General features: G+C 73.3%; 14 protein-coding genes. 8 read left to right on the top strand and 6 right to left on the bottom strand.

Translation table 11 applies throughout. The annotated features are described in order from the left end of the window. Nucleotides 1-162 precede the first annotated feature (162 nt). Nucleotides 163-1,359 carry an ABC transporter ATP-binding protein gene (locus ABD794_RS03285; protein ID WP_344960809.1) on the top strand — a complete coding sequence of 399 codons (1,197 nt, stop codon included), beginning with the start codon at nucleotides 163-165 and terminating at the stop codon, nucleotides 1,357-1,359. Next, on the top strand, nucleotides 1,356-2,255 hold the full coding sequence (locus ABD794_RS03280) for an ABC transporter permease (RefSeq protein ID WP_344960808.1): 900 nt from the start codon (nucleotides 1,356-1,358) through the stop codon (nucleotides 2,253-2,255). Before ABD794_RS03285 ends, ABD794_RS03280 begins: the two co-directional genes overlap by 4 nt. A 27-nt stretch (nucleotides 2,256-2,282) precedes the next feature. Here the strand turns inward: ABD794_RS03280 and ABD794_RS03275 are convergent, their stop codons facing one another. Then, a complete protein-coding gene (locus tag ABD794_RS03275) occupies nucleotides 2,283-2,621 on the bottom strand; it encodes an ATP/GTP-binding protein (protein ID WP_344960807.1) in 339 nt (112 codons plus the stop codon). Nucleotides 2,622-2,837: 216 nt separating this feature from the next. Between ABD794_RS03275 and ABD794_RS03270 the strand changes: the two genes are divergently transcribed. Next, a complete protein-coding gene (locus tag ABD794_RS03270) occupies nucleotides 2,838-3,863 on the top strand; it encodes an LLM class flavin-dependent oxidoreductase (RefSeq protein ID WP_344960806.1) in 1,026 nt (341 codons plus the stop codon). A gap of 110 nt (nucleotides 3,864-3,973) precedes the next feature. Here ABD794_RS03270 and ABD794_RS03265 read toward each other — a convergent pair whose 3' ends face one another. Then, the gene (locus ABD794_RS03265) at nucleotides 3,974-4,366 is read right to left on the bottom strand and encodes an SCO5389 family protein (RefSeq protein ID WP_344960805.1); all 393 of its coding nucleotides are present in this window, start codon (nucleotides 4,364-4,366) and stop codon (nucleotides 3,974-3,976) included. A 210-nt stretch (nucleotides 4,367-4,576) separates the two neighbouring features. On the opposite strand from ABD794_RS03265, the gene nucS reads away from it, so the two are divergent. Continuing rightward, nucleotides 4,577-5,236, top strand: a complete 660-nt coding sequence (gene nucS, locus ABD794_RS03260) for an endonuclease NucS (protein ID WP_344960804.1) — start codon at nucleotides 4,577-4,579, stop codon at nucleotides 5,234-5,236. 400 nt (nucleotides 5,237-5,636) lie between these two features. On the opposite strand, the gene ABD794_RS03255 is transcribed toward nucS, so the two are convergent. The 3 genes from ABD794_RS03255 to ABD794_RS03245 form a co-directional block, all read right to left on the bottom strand. Continuing rightward, nucleotides 5,637-8,219, bottom strand: a complete 2,583-nt coding sequence (locus ABD794_RS03255; protein ID WP_344960803.1) for an ATP-binding protein — start codon at nucleotides 8,217-8,219, stop codon at nucleotides 5,637-5,639. A gap of 293 nt (nucleotides 8,220-8,512) precedes the next feature. Further along, the gene (locus ABD794_RS03250; protein WP_344960802.1) at nucleotides 8,513-8,857 is read right to left on the bottom strand and encodes an STAS domain-containing protein; all 345 of its coding nucleotides are present in this window, start codon (nucleotides 8,855-8,857) and stop codon (nucleotides 8,513-8,515) included. Nucleotides 8,858-9,029: 172 nt separating this feature from the next. Beyond that, nucleotides 9,030-9,878, bottom strand: coding sequence for a 3-hydroxyacyl-CoA dehydrogenase family protein (locus ABD794_RS03245; protein WP_344960801.1), 849 nt, complete (start codon nucleotides 9,876-9,878; stop codon nucleotides 9,030-9,032). Nucleotides 9,879-10,127: 249 nt separating this feature from the next. Here ABD794_RS03245 and ABD794_RS03240 point away from each other — a divergent pair, with 249 nt between their 5' ends. Continuing rightward, entirely contained in the window at nucleotides 10,128-10,700 is a 573-nt protein-coding gene (locus tag ABD794_RS03240; protein ID WP_344960800.1) for a cob(I)yrinic acid a,c-diamide adenosyltransferase, read from the top strand. A gap of 119 nt (nucleotides 10,701-10,819) precedes the next feature. On the opposite strand, the gene ABD794_RS03235 is transcribed toward ABD794_RS03240, so the two are convergent. Further along, a complete protein-coding gene (locus tag ABD794_RS03235; RefSeq protein WP_344960799.1) occupies nucleotides 10,820-11,377 on the bottom strand; it encodes a hypothetical protein in 558 nt (185 codons plus the stop codon). A gap of 158 nt (nucleotides 11,378-11,535) precedes the next feature. Here ABD794_RS03235 and ABD794_RS03230 point away from each other — a divergent pair, with 158 nt between their 5' ends. From ABD794_RS03230 to ABD794_RS03220, 3 genes are all read left to right on the top strand, one after another. Then, nucleotides 11,536-12,705 (top strand): sensor histidine kinase, encoded by a 1,170-nt coding sequence (locus ABD794_RS03230; protein WP_344960798.1) that lies wholly within the window; start codon nucleotides 11,536-11,538, stop codon nucleotides 12,703-12,705. Further along, a complete protein-coding gene (locus tag ABD794_RS03225; protein ID WP_344960797.1) occupies nucleotides 12,702-13,361 on the top strand; it encodes a response regulator in 660 nt (219 codons plus the stop codon). The genes ABD794_RS03230 and ABD794_RS03225 overlap by 4 nt, the downstream gene beginning before the upstream one ends. Nucleotides 13,362-13,554: 193 nt before the next feature. Beyond that, nucleotides 13,555-15,846 (top strand): glycosyl hydrolase family 18 protein, encoded by a 2,292-nt coding sequence (locus ABD794_RS03220; protein WP_344960796.1) that lies wholly within the window; start codon nucleotides 13,555-13,557, stop codon nucleotides 15,844-15,846. Nucleotides 15,847-15,994: the final 148 nt, after the last annotated feature.

The raw sequence follows: 15,994 nt of genomic DNA, 5'->3' as shown, positions 1-15,994 counted from the left end.
CGGCGTACCCGTGAGCGGCCCGACGGCGTCGGCGTGAGCGGCGCGACGGCCCCTCCGGGAGCACCGCGGCAGCGGCCTCGCATTCCGCGATTCCGTCACCCTCTCGTTAACCTCTAACCCGAACGGGGGCATGTGCCCCGACCATCTCGCGAGGGGCGGAGAATGATCGAGGCAGTCGGCCTGACGAAGCGCTACGGCGCCAAGACGGCCGTGCACAACCTGACGTTCCAGGTGAGGCCGGGCACGGTCACCGGCTTCCTGGGGCCCAACGGCTCCGGGAAGTCCACGACCATGCGCATGATCCTCGGCCTGGACGTGCCCACCTCGGGCCGGGTCACCATCGGCGGCCGTCCCTACCGGGAACTGCCCAACGCCGCCCGGCAGGTCGGTGCCCTGATCGACGCCAAGGCGGTGCACGGCGGGCGCAGCGCCTACAACCACCTGCTCTCCCTCGCACAGCTCGCCGGCATCCCGCGCACCCGGGTGGACGAGGTGCTGGGCGTCGTCGGCCTCCAGGACGTGGCCAAGCGGCGCTCGAAGGGCTTCTCGCTCGGCATGGGCCAGCGGCTGGGCATCGCCGCGGCGCTGCTCGGCGACCCGCAGGTGCTGCTCTTCGACGAGCCGGTCAACGGCCTGGACCCCGAGGGCATCCTCTGGGTCCGCAACCTGATGAAGCGGCTGGCCGCCGAGGGCCGCACGGTCTTCGTCTCCTCGCACCTGATGAGCGAGATGGCGCTGACCGCCGACCACCTCATCGTCATCGGCCGCGGGCAGCTGCTGGCCGACATGAGCGTGCAGGAGTTCATCGCCGCGAACTCCGCCGGTTTCGCCCGGGTCCGCACGCCGGACGGCGAGCCGGAGGGACGCGAGAAGCTCACCTCGGCGCTGGTCGAGGCGGGCGGCCAGGTGCTGCCCGAGCCGGACGGCGCGCTGCGCGTCACCGGTCTCGCCCTGCCCCGCATCAGCGACCTCGCGCACACCGCGGACATCCGGCTGTGGGAGCTCTCGCCGCACCAGGCCTCCCTGGAGGAGGCGTACATGCGCATGACGCAGGCCGCCGTCGACTACCGCTCGACCCAGGACCCGCGCGCCGGCTTCCAGCAGCCGCCCCCGGGGTACGCGATGCCGGGCGCGCCCGCGCCGCAGGGCTGGGGCGGGCCGGGCGGCTACCCGGTGCTGCCGGGCGAGCAGCCCAACCCGTACGCGCAGCAGCCCGTACCGCCGCAGCAGCAGCCGCACCAGGCACCGGTCGCCCCGCCGGCCCCCGCCGCGCCTCCCGCCCCCGCCGCCGCTCCCCAGGACGCGGCCGCACCCGCCCCCGCCGACCTGACCAAGCGTGACAGCGAGGACGCCCGATGACCGCCCCGATGACGCCCCCGCCCGCCGCGCCCGCGCCGCAGGGCCAGGCTCCCGCCCAGCCGTACTGGCCCGGCCAGGCCCCGGCCGGCGGCTATGTGTCGCCGATCCCGGTGCGCCAGGCCACCCTGGGCGACGCGATCACCGCCGAGTGGACCAAGATCAAGTCGCTGCGCTCCACGATGTGGACGCTGGGCACGATGCTGGTCGTCGTCATCGGCATCGGCACCCTGATCGCGCTGGTCACCTACAACGTCTCCGACGAGGCCGACTTCAACGAGGACTCCCAGATCCTGGGCATGGGCTTCGTGGGCATCCTGCTCGGCATGATCCCGCTGCTCACCCTGGGCGTGCTGACGATCTCGTCCGAGTACGGCACCGGCCTGATCCGCACCACGCTCACCGCCTGCCCCAGCCGGGGCCGGGTGCTGGGCGCCAAGGCAATCGTCTTCTTCGCGCTGACCTTCGTGCTGACGCTGGTGGCCACGACGCTGGTGGCCATGCTGGACGCCGGCCTGCTGGCCGACCGGACGCCGAACGGGGTCGGCGGCTCCGAGTGGCTCAAGGCCACCCTCGGCGTCAGCCTCTACGTCGCGACGCTGGGCCTGTTGTCGCTGGCCGTGGGCGCGCTGCTGCGGCACTCCGCGGGCGCGATCACCGGCATGCTGGGCCTGGTGCTGCTGCCGCCGCTGCTGTCGCTGTTCATGATGTCCGAGGCCGTCCGGCCGGTCGGCAAGGCGCTGATCACCTACTCGATCCCCAGCCAGCTCGCCGTCTTCTACGGCGCCCAGATCGGTGACGACGGCCCCACCGGCTGGACGCCGCTGTGGATCGTCATCGGCGTCACCGCCCTCGCCCTGGGCGGCGCGTACGCCGCGATGACCAAGCGCGACGCCTGACGCGCCGCACCCGCACCTCAATAACCCTCAATAACGCGGGGCATTACGGGACCGCTGGAGCCGCGCGCTCCGGCGGTCCCTCGCGTTCCAGCAGGACTTGTGCCAGTGCCGCCGGTCCTCGACGCCCGCGCCGTACTGCGGCCACACCACCAGGTGCGGAACGCCGGGCGGGATCTCCTGGTCGCAGCCGGGGCAGCGGTAGTGCTTGGCCGCGGCGCCCCCGCCGATCATGCGGACCGACCACTCCTCGCCCTGCCAGCTCTCCGTCTGCTCCAGGCCGTAACGCACCGCGCCGGTCTCGTGCGGGGACGGCGCGGCGGCTTGCCGCATGGCGCCGCCTCGCGGGCGGTTTCGGCGCGGGGACACGGGTCACCTCGGAGGTCGGGGCGGGCTACGGGCCGTGACCAGGGTACGCGTCACGGTCACGGCCCCGGCCCGGTGTACCGGGGCCCCTACCCACCCGCCCCCTCCGATCATCATGAAAACTTCCTGAACGCCCGTACCTTCCGGGACCGGTCAAACGTTAATTCGCCGAGGGATGGCGCAGGACCGCCAGCAGGACCGCCAGGAGGCAGACACACGATGCGCGTTGGAGCGTTCGTCCTGGCCGCGCAGTTCCCCGGCCAGGGCCACGGCGAGGCCCTCCACCGGGCGGTGCGGACCGCGGAGGTCGCCGAGGAGGCCGGGCTGGACGCGGTCTGGGTGGCCGAGCACCACTTCGTCCCCTACGGCGTCTGTCCGTCCGCGATCACGCTGGCCGCGCTGCTCCTGGGCCGGACCCGGCGGATCGGGGTGGGCACCGCCGTGAGCGTGCTCCCCACCACGCACCCCGTGACCCTCGGGGAACAGACGGCGCTGCTGCACCTCACCTCCGGCGGCAGGTTCACCCTCGGGGTGGGCCGCGGCGGTCCCTGGGTGGACCTGGAAGTGTTCAACGCGGGCCTCGCGGCTTACGAAGAAGCGTTTCCCGAATCCCTCGAACTGCTGATGCGCTGGCTGCGCGAGCCCCGGGTGGGGGCGTCCGGCGAACGGTTCGCCTTCCGCGAGGTCCCCGTCGTCCCCCGCGCCGACGACCTCTTCGGCCACCCCGGCCCCCCGGTGACCGTCGCCTGCACCTCGCCCGCGAGCGTCCGGCTGGCCGCGCGGCACCGCCTCCCGATGCTCCTGGGCATGCACAGCACCGACGAGGAGAAGGCGCGGATGGTGGCCCTGTGGCGCGGCTGCGCCCTGGAGGCGGGCGCCTCCCCCGAGGAGGTGGCGGACCCCGGGCACGTGGCGGCCGGCGTCGTCCAGATCGGGGACCGGCGGCCCGAGGCCGCGGAGACCCTGCTGAAGGCCATGCCCGGCTGGCTGCGCCAGGGGCTCGGGGCGCACGTCACCGTCGACGGGCGGGAGCGCCGGATGCGGGACCCGCAGGACTACACGGAGCTGCTCTGCCGCATCCACCCGGTGGGCCCGCCGCGGCTGTGCGCGGACCGCCTCGCGGCCACGGCCGAGCGCACCGGGGTCAGCCGCTTCGCGCTGCTGGCGGAGGGCTCGGGCGACCTCGCCGCCACGGAGGAGAACCTGCGCCGCCTGGGCACCGACGTACTCCCGCTCCTCTCCTGACCCTGTCTCTGGCCCCGTCGTTCCCCGGACTCACAGGCTCCGGGGGAGCTGCCGCTCCCGTACGGTCGCAACCCCCGCATGCGGGGCGGCAGCAGCGCCGAACGGCCGGATCAGCAGTCGCGCAGCTCCGGGGACTGGTTGAGCACCTGGCTGCGCACGGAGGTGAAGCGCTCCAACCGCGCGTCCACCGAGGTGTCGAGCGGGAAGACCGCCACCCGGTGGCAGTTCTGGAAGGCCAGGCGGACCCCGAAGTGCCGCTGCAGCGCCCCCCGGATCGCATCGCTCGCCAGGACCCGGAGGAGCTGGCCGCGGTGGAATTCGGAAGGCGGAGGGGTGAGGTTGTCGGCGAACTCACCACCGTCTTCCCTGAGCCGGGTCACGAGCGAGTCGATCAGCTCCCATGCCCAGGGCAGGGAGGTCCGGACGCAGTCGACGAATTCCGCTTCGTCGACCTCGCCTCGCTCGGCCTGTTCAAGGAGGGCCGGTGAGACGTCGAGCGACATGGGTGTCTCCTCTCGCGACCCCGCGGGCGGGGTCTTCGGGATGGGCGAGCGGACGACGACGCCCTGTGCCCGTACGACGACCGCCCGCTTCAACGGTAATCCGGCCACTGCTGCCCCACCAGGAGAACGTACCGACAACTGGCCAACGGCGAAGGGGACGGTCCAGGGCGAATCGCGTCCGGTGCCGGGAGTCGAGTAGCGTGGCCCACCATGCGTCTCGTCATCGCCCGTTGCTCCGTGGACTACGCGGGCCGGCTCACCGCCCACCTGCCCTCCGCCCCCCGTCTGATCCTGGTCAAGGCCGACGGCAGCGTCTCGATCCACGCGGACGACCGGGCCTACAAGCCCCTCAACTGGATGTCCCCGCCGTGCACCCTCAAAGAGGCCGAGGGCGTCTGGACGGTGATCAACAAGGCGGGCGAGAAGCTCATCATCACGATGGAGGAAGTCCTCCACGACTCCTCGCACGAACTCGGCGTGGACCCCGGGCTCATCAAGGACGGCGTGGAAGCGCACCTCCAGGAGCTCCTCGCGGACCGCATCGAGACCCTCGGCGAGGGTTACACCCTCATCCGCCGCGAATACCCCACGGCCATCGGCCCGGTGGACATCCTCTGCCGCGACGCGGACGGGCAGACGGTGGCCGTCGAGCTCAAGCGCCGCGGCGAGATCGACGGCGTCGAACAGCTCACGCGCTACCTGGAGTTGCTCAACCGCGACCCGCATCTCGCGCCGGTGCGCGGCATCTTCGCGGCGCAGGAGATCAAGCCGCAGGCGCGGGTGCTGGCGACGGACCGCGGGATCGGGTGCGTGGTGCTGGACTACGACGCGCTGCGCGGCATCGAGGACGACAAGCTCCGCCTGTTCTGAGGGGTTTGCTCCCCGCCCCGCAATCCGTTTTCGCAGGGGCTGCGCCCCTGCACCCCACCGGGGGCTGCGCCCCCTGGCCCCCGAAGCGCCCTGCGGGCGCTGTCCTCAAACGCCGGACGGGCTGCTAGCGCGGGCACGAATCCAGCCCGTCCGGCGCTTGAGGACAACCGCGCGGAGCGCGGTTGCGGGGCCCGGGGCAGAGCCCCGGAAGCGGGGTGCAGCGGCGGAGCCCCGGCGAACGCGGCGCAGCCGCATTGCGGGCCCGGGGCGCAGCCCCGAAGCGGGGTGCAGGGGCGCAGCCCCCGCCCACCGCGCGGAGCGCGGTGCCGGGCCGAGGGGCGGCGCCCCGGAAGAAACGGTGAAAGGGCGGGCCAGGGGCAAACCCCGCCCGTCAGGGCGACTACCTGCCCGACCCCGAACCACCCACCGCACTCGTCGACGACCCACCCCCACCCCCGGGCGAGTGCGACGACGGCGGAGGCGGCGTCTCGTGCCCGTCGCCCGTCGGCTTCGGGTCGGTCGTCGGCGGCTTCGGATCGCCCGTCGGCCCGGGATCGTCCGAAGGCTTCGGTTTGCCCGTCGGCCCCGGATCGCCCGTCGGCGGCTTCGGCTGCGGCGACTCCCCCGGCGTCCCCGTCCGCGTCTGCGACGGCGTCCCGGACGGCTTTCCGCTCCCCGACGGCGACGGCGTCCCCGTGCCGGACGGCGTCCCGCTCGGCTCCGGGGACTCCCCCGGCGTCCCCGACCGCTCCGGCCGGGCCGACGACCGTCCGCCGGACACCGGCGCCGGACCGTCGTTCCCCACCTGCGGCCGGTCGGCGCTCATCCCGCCGTCGCCGTCCTGCTGGGACGCGGACGGCCCGGTCTTGACGTCCTTCGAGTCGGCGCCGCCCCGGTTTCCGTCGCCGGACGTGGCGCCGAGCGTGACGACGGTGCCGAGGACGGCCGCGAGGACCACACCCGCGCCCGCCGCCACCAGGTTCCGCCGGGCACCACCGGAGGTCAGCTTCTGCGCCCACGCCTGTACGCCGGCCGCCCGCCGGCCGGCCACGGGACCGCCCGCCGCCGCAGCCGACGGCGAGGCCACCGGAACCTTGCGGAAGGCAGCGGTCGTGACCCGGTCCGGGTCGGGGACCGGCCGCGCCGCCGGCCGGACCGCGGGCGGCGTCGCCGACTGCTCGCTGCGCGCCGCCGGCACCTCCTCGCCCCCGGGCGTCTGCGGCATCCGGGACGTCCGCCCGGCCGCCCCCGGCACGCCGGGCCAGGCACCTGCGGCACCAGCCGCACCAGCAGCCCCGGCCACACCCGTCGCACCCACCGCACCCGTCGGCCGGACCGGCGCCACCGGCCGCGACCGGTCCGCCACCAGCGCCAGCGCCCGCCGGCTCGCGACCGCGCCCCGCTTGTCCGCCAGCACACCGCGCAGCCCGGTGGACGCCTCCAGCTCCGCGCGGGCCCGGTCGAGGTTGCCGGTGCACAGCGCCAGCACGCCCAACTCGTGGTGGAAATACGCTTCTTCGCCGACCTCCCCGGCCAGCCGCGCCGCCTCCTGCCCGTGCCGCAGCCCCCGCTCCCAGGCGCTCCAGTGCAGGGCACCGGCGAAGGCCGGCGCCGCGGTGCGGGCCAGCAGCACCGCCGCGGCCGGCTGTCCGGGCGCGCCGCCGGACACCAGGGCCGCCAGCGCCGCGAGGATCGTGTCCGCCTCGGCGGCGATCCGCTCCGGGGCGACGGACGGATGCCCGGCCCACCAGGAGTAGTGCTGGGCGACGGTGAGTACGAGCCCGGCCGGCTCCGCGGCTCCCTCGCCGGACAGCTGCCCGGCGACCCCGGCCGCCAGCCGGTAGCGCGCGCCCACCGCGGTGATCAGCCCGGCGGCGGCCAACTCGCCCACGGCGGCGTCCGCGTGGGTGTCCCCGACGAGCGCCGGCAGCTGTGCCTGGTGGGGCACCTCGCCGCCGAGCGCGAGCGCGAGGCGCAGGGTGTCGCGGGCGGACGGGCCGAGCCGGGCGGCCAGCGGTACGGCCGGGGCGACGCCCCGGGGCAGCCCGGCGAGCCCGACGGCCGGCTCCGCCGCGGGAGCGCCGTCCTCGGGGATGCTGAACGGCCGCTCGTCCGTGGCGACGGCGGCCTCGGCCACCTCCTCGTCCCGCAGCCGCAGCACCGCCCCGGCCTGGACGAACCGCAGCGGCAGCCCGTCCGACTCCACCCACAGATCGGCGGCCCAGTCGGCCTCCTCGTCGGTCAACGGCCGCCCGACGGCGGCCTCCAGCAGCTCCAGGCAGTCGGTGCGGTCGAGCCCGCCGAGCAGGACCTCTTCCACGTGGGCGTCCTCGGAGGGCGCCGCGACGCCCGGCACCGCGGCGAAGAGGAAGGCGCACTCGGGGGTGGCGTCCAGCAGCTCGTCGAGCGCTGCGCCGCCGAACTCCAGGTCGTCCAGGACGACGACGGCGCCGATCTCCCGTACGACGGCGAGCAGTCCGGCCCGGTCGGGCCGGTGCAGCGGCGCGTGGTGGACGGCGGTGAAGAGCTCGTGCAGCAGGTCCGCGGTCGTGCGATGACGGCCGTTCAGCCGGACGACCCCGTCGGGGGCCAGGTCCGCGCAGTCGGCGGCCACGGCGTCGAGCAGTGCGGTGCGCCCCATGCCTCTGGGGCCGGTGAGGCGTACGGTGCGTCCGCGCGACAGCAGTTGACCGAGTCTCCCGCGGACCTCGCCACGGCCCACGAGGGGCAGCGCGGACTCGGGCGGCGCGGCGGCCCGGTCCCGTTCGGCGCGGTCGTCGGCGGCGCGGCGCTCCGCGGGGGCGGGCAGCCGGCCGGGCGGGCAGGGCTCTATCTCGCTGCCGTCCACGGGGTTGACGGTCAGCAGGTAGTCACCGGCGACGAGCTGGACGACCCGGGCGGGTGCGGGCTCGCGCGCGGCGTCCTCCCCGGACGCGTCCGCGTCCGTGCGCGGTGCCTCGGGTTCCCGGTTCGTCGGGTCCATGGTCCAAGCCCCCAGTCGCGTGGCGTGCCGTCGTGTCTCCCGGCCTTGTCCGGGCGCTGCGACCTCGGGTCCGGCGCCCGCCACGGGCTCCACGGGCTCATGGAGGGACGGGAAACCGAACAGACCTTGGGACAGTATCTCCGACGGGAAGGGCGGCGCGGCGCCCCGGGCGGCACAGTCTCGTGACGATGGCGGACCCCCGTCTGATGACCTTTCCGCACTCCGGGCTCAGGAGGCGTGCGGACGCGGCCTCGGCGGCCCTGTCCCAACGGCCCCGTCCCGACGGCCCCGCGTCAGCGCGCGCGGTCGCACGCCGGGAGCGACGCCGGGGGCTCCGGCTGCGCGCCGTCCTCGAAGGCGAGGATGCGGTGCAGCCTCGTGGCCACCAGGACGCGCCGCATCCGGTCCGGCACCCCGCGCAGCACCAGCCGCCGGCCGGTGCGCCCGGCCCGGCGGTGGGCCCCCATGATGACCCCGAGACCGGTGGCGTCCCAGGAGTCGAGCTCGGTCAGGTCGAGGACGAGGTCGCCCCGGCCGGCGTCGAGGGCGGAGTGCAGGACCGTTCGGGCGTCCGCCGCGTTGCGGACGTCGAGGCGGCCCCCGACGACCAGTTCGGCGTGGTCGCCCCTGATGTGCATATGCGCTCCCCTGGGTGCTGCGGTGCGGTGGGATGTGACGGTGGCTCGAAGGCTGCGGTCTCTCAAGAGGTCTCTAAAGAACTGACTGCCTCTCGCACAACAAAGTTGCCGCCCGTTAGCAAACCAACACCCAATTCACACGGTGGAGTGAACGGGGTTTTGTGCCCACCGGTCAGTACTGGTAAAAGCCCTGACCGCTCTTCCGGCCCAGGTCCCCCGCGTCGACCATGCGGCGCATGATCTCCGGCGGCGCGAACTTCTCGTCCTGGGTCTCGGTGTAGATGTTGCCCATCGCGTGCAGCAGGATGTCCAGGCCCGTGAGGTCCGTGGTCGCCAACGGGCCCATGGCGTGGCCGAATCCGAGCCGGCAGGCGACGTCGATGTCCTCGGCCGACGCGACCCCGGACTCGTAGAGCTTGATCGCCTCGCCCACCAGCGCCGTGATCAGACGCGTGGTGACGAAGCCGGCCACGTCCCGGTTGACCACGATGCAGGTCTTGCCGACGCCCTCGGCGAACTCCCGTGCGGCGGCCAGGGTTTCGTCGCTGGTCTTGTGCCCGCGCACCAGCTCGCACAGCTGCATCAGCGGGACCGGGGAGAAGAAGTGGACGCCGACGACCCGCTCCGGTCGGCTCGTCGCCGCCGCGATCTTGGTGATCGGGATGGCCGAGGTGTTGGACGCGAGCACGGCCCCCTCCCCCATCAGCCCGTCCAGCGCGCGGAAGATGTCCTTCTTGACCTCCACGTCCTCGAAGACGGCTTCGACGACGACATCCGCGTCGGCGGCCGCGTCCAGGTCCGTGGTGGCCGTGATCCGCGCGAACGCGGCGTCCGCGGCCGCGGCCTCCAGCTTCCCCTTCGAGACGAACTTGTCGTACGACGCCCGGATCCCGTCGGTCCCCCGCTTGAGGGCCTCGTCCGTCACGTCCCGCAGCACGACGTCCCAGCCGGCCTGGGCGGACACCTGAGCAATGCCGGAACCCATCAGCCCGGCCCCGATGACGGCGAGTTTCTTGGCCACTGGTGTCCCCTTCTCCCTGTTCACTTACGGCTGTTCACACACGGCTCTGCGGCGGACCTTAGCGCCCGCCCGCACGCAGGAGGAGGGGTTAGAGATGCGCGTCACGTCCCAAATGACGGACATCACACTGGACAGCACTACCGAGGGGAACACACGTCACATTCGCGCCAGATGCTCTCCGGATGCGCACCGGAGCGTCCGGCGGCGGAGGCGGCGCACCGGCCGCCGGGCCGGACTACCCTCGGACCCATGGTCAACCTGACGCGCATCTACACCCGCACCGGCGACAAGGGCACCACCGCCCTCGGCGACATGAGCCGCACCGCCAAGACCGATCCGCGCATCGCGGCGTACGCGGACGCGAACGAGGCCAACGCGGCGATCGGGGTCGCGCTGGCGCTCGGGCAGCTGCCGGAGGAGATCGTGCCGGTGCTGGTGCGGGTGCAGAACGACCTGTTCGACGTGGGGGCCGACCTCGCGACGCCGGTCGTCGAGGAGCCCAAGTACCCGCCGCTGCGGGTGGAGCAGTCCTACATCGACCGGCTGGAGGGGGACTGCGACCGCTTCCTGGCGGGGCTGGAGAAGCTGCGCAGCTTCATCCTGCCGGGCGGCACGCCGGGGGCGGCCCTGCTGCACCAGGCGTGCACGGTGGTCCGCCGGGCGGAGCGGTCCACCTGGAAGGCGATGGAGGTGCACGGCGAGACGATGAACCCGCTCGCCGCGACATATCTGAACCGGCTGTCGGACCTGCTGTTCATCCTGGCGAGGACGGCGAACAAGGAGGTCGGCGACGTCCTCTGGGTGCCCGGCGAGAACCGCTGACCCGACGACGGCCCGGCCCGGCCGGGGGTCCGGGGGTCGCCCCCGGACAAGCACAGCATCCTGGCGAGGACGGCGAACAAGGAGGTCGGCGACGCCCTCTGGGTGCCCGGCGAGAACCGCTAGACCCGGGAGCCGTCCGACGACGACGGCGCCCGCTTCGGCCAGAGCGTGTAGCTCAGCGCGATGACGACGTTGATGCCGATCAGCATCAGCATCGAGCTCTGCCAGCCCCGCAGGGAACTCGTGTCCCCGGAGCCCCCGACGTACCAGATGGCGGCCTGGAGCAGGGCGAGCGCGACCGACGCCGCCAGGATCCACTTGCCCGCCGTCCGCCACTCGTGGACGGCCCGGGCCCTGCCGTACCTCGGCGGCTTGACCGGCGGCGGGCCGCCCGCGAAGCGGTGGGCCACCCGCTGGTCGACCCACTTGATCGTGGAGTGGCCCAGCCCCACGGAGAAGCCGATGTAGACCGCCGCGATGCCGTGCTTCGTGCTCGCCTCGGCCCCGTTCCGCAGGTCGATCGCGGTGACGATCAGCAGGACGACCTCCAGCAGCGGCTCCAGCAGCAGCACCGCCGCCCCCGCGCGCGGCATCCTCGCCAGGTAGCGCAGGCCCAGGCCCCCGGCCAGCAGGATCCAGAAGCCCACCTCGCAGGCGACGATCAACGTGACGATCACGGCCCTCTCCTTCCCTCCCTCCCAGGCTCCCCGTGTCCGGCCGCCGTTTCGTCGTCGCGGACGGCGATTCGCGACTGCATCCTTCGATGTACCCGGGCCACCGCCCGGCGGCCCGGCGGCGGACGACCGCACCCCGCCCCACGTGCTGTGATGGACCCATGCCCCGCCCTCTCCTCCCCCACCGCGACGACCTGCTGATCGCCGCCGCCGGAGTGACCGGCGGCCTGGTGCTGTACGCGCTGGGGCTGGCCAGCCGGCCGGTCTCGGCCGGCCTGCCGGGACGGCTGTCGCTGCTGGCGCTCGCGGTGATGGCCGGGGCCGAGCTGCTGCGCCGCCGGAAGCCCCTCGTCGGGCTCGCCGTCGGGACGCCCGCGCTGGTGCTGGACCTGTGCTCGGGCAATCTGACCACCACCACGGTGATGTTCACGGACCTGGTGTACGCGGCCGTGCTGTACGGCCCCCCGGCCGCGTACCGCCTCCTCCCCCGCGCCTGCGAAGTGCTGTCCGTGACCGGGATGCTGCTGGCCGTCGCGCTCCTCCGGAGACCCGAGGCCGTGCTGATCGGCCTCGCCCTGGCCGTCGTCACCATCGCTCCCGCCTGGACCGGCGTCGGCGTCCGCCGCCACCGCGACGCCGCCGGGGCCGCCCGGCTGGCGGCCGAACGGACCGTCCTGCTGGCCGAGATGGACCGGCGCCAGGCCGTCGGCGCCGAACGCGCGCGGATGGCCCGCGAGTTGCACGACCTGGTCGCCGGCCACCTGTCGGCCATCGCGATCCACTCCACGGCCGCCCTGTCGATCAACGAGGAGCGGGCGTCCCGCGAGGCGCTCGGCGTGATCCGGGAGAACAGCGTCCAGGGGCTCGCGGAGATGCGCCGCCTGATCGGCCTGCTCCGCAGGGCGGGCGACGCGGACGAACCGGCCCCCACGCCCACGCTCGACGGCCTCGACGCCCTGCTGGAGCGGGCCCGCGCCACCGCCCCCGGCTTCCGCTTCGCGCTCCGCGACGGCCGCGGCCCGGGCCCGCTGCCGGCCCCCGTCGAACTGGCCGCCTACCGCGTCGTCCAGGAGTCGCTGACCAACGCGGTCAAGCACGCCGCGCCCGGCGCGGTGACCGTGGAACTGGCCCGCGACGACGGGACGTTGACCGTACGCGTGACCAGCCACCTCGGCGAGGGCGAACGCCCGCCCCGCGCCCCCGGGTCCCACGCGGGGCTGATCGGGATGCGGGAGCGCGTCGCCCTGCTCGGCGGGGAGTTCGCGGCGGGCCCCGAGGGCGGGCAATGGCACGTACGGGCGGTGCTGCCCGTGGACGAGGAGACCAAGTGACCACCACCGTAAGGATCGTCGTCGCCGAGGACCAGGCCGCCGTCCGCTCCGGCCTCGTGCTGATCCTCCGCTCCGCGCCCGGCGTCGAGGTCGTCGGGGAGGCGGCGGACGGCGAGGAGGCCGTGCGGCTGGCGCGCGAACTCCGGCCCGATCTCGTCCTGATGGACGTCCAGATGCCACGCCTGGACGGCATCTCGGCCACCCGGCAGATCACCGGCGAGGGCCTGGCCGACGTCCTCGTCCTGACCACCTTCGACCTGGACGAGTACGTCTTCGGCGCGCTGCGCGCCGGCGCGGCGGGCTTTCTGCTCAAGGACAGCGAGGCCGCCGACCTGGTCGCGGCGGTACGGACCGTGGCGCGCGGCGAGGGACTGATCTCGCCGGCCGTGACGCGGCGCCTCATCTCGGAGTTCGCCCGGCGCTCGCCCGCGCCGGCGGCGGACGCCCCGGCCCTGGAGACGCTCACCCGGCGCGAGCGCGAGGTGCTGGTGTGCCTGGGCGAGGGGCTGTCCAACGCGGAGATCGCCGGACGGCTGGGCATGGCCGAGGCGACCGCGAAGACCCATGTCAGCAGGTTGCTGGGGAAGTTGGAGCTGCGGAGCAGGGTGCAGGCGGCGGTACTGGCCCAGGAATGGGGTCTGGTCCAGACCTCTTGACCATTGGTACGGACCTTCTTACGCTCCCCTCACAGCTGTGGTGAGCGAGCACCGCAAACACACCCCCCAACCTCCCCCCAGCACCCCGTGTTTCGCATGCTCACCTCGCTGCTCACAGGTCACGGAAGTAGCTCCATCCCCACCCTCTCCGGACCTCACCCGAGGAGCACCCTTGAACAGACATACCTCCCGGTTGACCAGAATCACCGCCGCGCTCGGCGCGCTGCTGCTCCCGGTCGCGGCGCTCGTCGGCCTCGCCGCACCGGCCAACTCGGCCTCCGTCGCAGGCCCTTCGGCGACGGCGACCTTCGCCAAGACCTCCGAATGGGGCGGCGGCTACCAGGGCGAGTGGACCGTCAAGAACACCGGCACCACGACGATCGACGCCTGGACCGTCGAGTGGGACTTCCCCGCCACCACCACGGTCGGGGCCTACTGGGACGCCCTGATCACCAGCTCCGGCTCGCACTACACGGCCAAGAACCGTGAGTACAACGGCTCCATCGCCCCCGGCGCCAGCGTCACCTTCGGCTTCGTCGCCGCGGGCGACGGCGCGCCGGCGGGCTGCAAGCTCAACGGCGGCGCCTGTGACGGCTCTTCGACGGACACCCCGCCCAGCGCACCCGGACAGCCCGCCTCGGCCGGGGTGACCGCCGACAGCGTCTCGCTGAAGTGGGCGGCCGCCACGGACGCCAAGGGGATCAAGAACTACGACGTCTACCGCGGCAAGGACAAGGTCGCGACGGTGGCCAAGCTCGCGTACACGGACACCGGCCTCACGGCCGACACCGAGTACACGTACACCGTCGTCGCCCGCAACGTGAACGACAGGACCGGACCGGCGAGCCCCTCCGCCACCTTCCGCACCACGAAGGGCGGTTCGGACAAGCCGCCGTCCGCGCCCGGCACCCCGCAGGCGACCGCCGTCACCGACACCTCGGTCGCCCTCAAGTGGACCGCGGCGACCTCGGACCGGGGCGTCAAGGAGTACGACGTCTACCGCGGCACGGTGAAGGCGGCGACCGTCGCCAAGCTCGCGTACACCGACACCGGGCTGACCGCCGGCACCGACTACACGTACACCGTCGTCGCCCGGGACACCGCCGGCCAGACCGGGCCCGCCAGCACGCCGCTGACCGTCCGGACCACCGGCGGGGGCGGCGACCCGCAGCCCGGCGCGGCCGCCGTCAAGGCCGGGTACTTCGTGCAGTGGGGCATCTACGGGCGCGGCTACACGGTGAAGTCCCTGGACACGACGGGAGCCGCGGCCAAGCTCACGCACATCAACTACGCCTTCTCCAACATCGACCCGAACAACCTCACCTGCCTCAACGGCGTCACCAAGGCCACCGGGTCCAACCCCCAGGACCCCAGCCAGGGTGACGGCGCGGGCGACTCCTGGGCCGACTACGAGAAGGGCTTCGGAGCCGGCGAGTCCGTGGACGGCGTCGGCGACAGCTGGGACCAGCCGCTGGCCGGCAACTTCAACCAGGTCAAGAAGCTCAAGGCCAAGTACCCGAAGCTCAAGGTCCTGATGTCGATCGGCGGTTGGACCTACAGCAAGTACTTCTCGGACGTCGCGAAGACGGACGCGTCCCGTCAGAAGTTCGTGAAGTCCTGTATCGACATGTACATCAAGGGGAACCTCCCGGTCACCAACGGCCGTGGTGGTGCCGGGGTCGCGGCCGGGATCTTCGACGGCTTCGACATCGACTGGGAATGGCCGGGCTCGGACGGCCACGCCGGCAACCACGTCTCGAAGGACGACAAGGCCAACAACACCCTGCTCTTCGCGGAGTTCCGCCGCCAGCTGGACGCGCTGAGCGGGTCCGGCGGCCAGAAGTACCTCCTGACGGCCTTCACCCCGGCCGACCCGGCGAAGATCGACGCCGGCTGGGACATCACGACCAAGGACGGTACGCCGAGCGTCTTCGACTACATGGACTACGCGAACGTCCAGGGCTACGACTTCCACGGCTCGGGCAGCGACAACAGCTGGGAGCCGAACCGCACCGGTCACCAGGGGAACCTCTACCCCGACCCCAAGGACCCCTACACGACCAAGTTCAGCGTCGAGAAGACCGTCCAGACGTACCTGGACGCGGGCGTCGACCCGCGGAAGGTCGTCCTCGGCCTGGCCTTCTACGGCCGCGGCTGGCAGCAGGTCGCGGACGGCGGCGCGAACGGCGCCTGGCAGAAGGCGAACGGAGCGGCCCCCGGCCAATTCCCCGAGGAATCCGGCACCCGCGGCTACGACAACCTGCTGGCGTCCGTGGCGGGCCTGAAGATCTACCACGACGAGACGTCGGTGGCGACGTACGGATTCACCGGTGACAACGGTCAGTGGTGGACGTTCGACGACGCCTGGTCGATCGGCAAGAAGACGGCCTGGCTGAAGTCCAGGCGCCTCGGCGGCGCAATGATCTGGGAGATGTCCGGCGACAGCGGAACGCTGATGACGGCCCTGGACAACGGCCTCCGCTGACGCGGGATTTGCCCCCGCCCCGCCCTTTCACCGTTTCCCGGGGCAGGCCCCCGGCCCCGGCCCGCACTCCGCGCGGTAGGGCGGGGCGGGGCTCCGCCCCCGCACCCCACCGGGGGCTGCGCCCCCGGGCCTTCATTCAGGGCTCCGC

The organism is Streptomyces thioluteus (assembly GCF_039535865.1).
Note: the sequence above shows the minus strand (reverse complement) of the source record. Positions and strands in the feature narration are given on the sequence as shown.

Coding starts and splice junctions, on each gene's coding strand:
- ABD794_RS03285 (WP_344960809.1), top strand. CDS start 163: ATGATCGAGGCAGTCGGCCTGACGAAGCGCTACGGCGCCAAGACGGCC.
- ABD794_RS03230 (WP_344960798.1), top strand. CDS start 11,536: ATGCCCCGCCCTCTCCTCCCCCACCGCGACGACCTGCTGATCGCCGCC.
- ABD794_RS03255 (WP_344960803.1), bottom strand. CDS start 8,219: ATGGACCCGACGAACCGGGAACCCGAGGCACCGCGCACGGACGCGGAC.
- ABD794_RS03270 (WP_344960806.1), top strand. CDS start 2,838: ATGCGCGTTGGAGCGTTCGTCCTGGCCGCGCAGTTCCCCGGCCAGGGC.
- ABD794_RS03240 (WP_344960800.1), top strand. CDS start 10,128: ATGGTCAACCTGACGCGCATCTACACCCGCACCGGCGACAAGGGCACC.
- ABD794_RS03250 (WP_344960802.1), bottom strand. CDS start 8,857: ATGCACATCAGGGGCGACCACGCCGAACTGGTCGTCGGGGGCCGCCTC.
- ABD794_RS03280 (WP_344960808.1), top strand. CDS start 1,356: ATGACCGCCCCGATGACGCCCCCGCCCGCCGCGCCCGCGCCGCAGGGC.
- nucS (WP_344960804.1), top strand. CDS start 4,577: ATGCGTCTCGTCATCGCCCGTTGCTCCGTGGACTACGCGGGCCGGCTC.
- ABD794_RS03265 (WP_344960805.1), bottom strand. CDS start 4,366: ATGTCGCTCGACGTCTCACCGGCCCTCCTTGAACAGGCCGAGCGAGGC.